Annotated in this window: 1 protein-coding gene; it reads left to right on the top strand. The window is 58.0% G+C overall.

The genetic code is table 11. The features are described 5' to 3' along the window. Positions 1–127: 127 nt before the first annotated feature. On the top strand, positions 128–379 hold a 252-nt coding region (locus tag EOA29_RS43950), incomplete at its 3' end, for a hypothetical protein (RefSeq protein ID WP_281061173.1).

Genomic DNA, 379 nt, shown 5'->3' with positions numbered 1-379 from the left:
GCCGAGCCGAGGGTGGCGGCCATGGCGACGGCGAGAAACAGCGCCGCCCGCGTCCGCTGGCGTCCGGTGTCGGCATTCATGATCGCTGTCATCGAAGGTGGTCCGTTGGCTTGGTCGCTAGAGCATGATGCCGAAAAGTGTGAAGCGCTTTTCGGGCGACATCATGCTCTATCTCTTTGCTTTAGGGCCGGATTCAGATTTCAGGTCGATTCGTCCTGAAATCATCCGGCTCCAGATTTGTTTTGACGCAATTCCGGACGGAAAACCGCTACGCACTTTTCCTGGAATTGCGCTAGGCGTGGGCGTATCTGACGAGGATATAGAGCAAAATAAGGGCAGCGGCGCCGGCGCCGACGATCATGCCGAGGCGCTTCTCGAT

It is taken from the genome of Mesorhizobium sp. M1E.F.Ca.ET.063.01.1.1 (assembly GCF_003998155.1).
In the GTDB taxonomy this organism is placed as follows: Bacteria; Pseudomonadota; Alphaproteobacteria; order Rhizobiales; family Rhizobiaceae; genus Mesorhizobium.
This window is presented reverse-complemented; position numbering and strand designations above follow the sequence as displayed.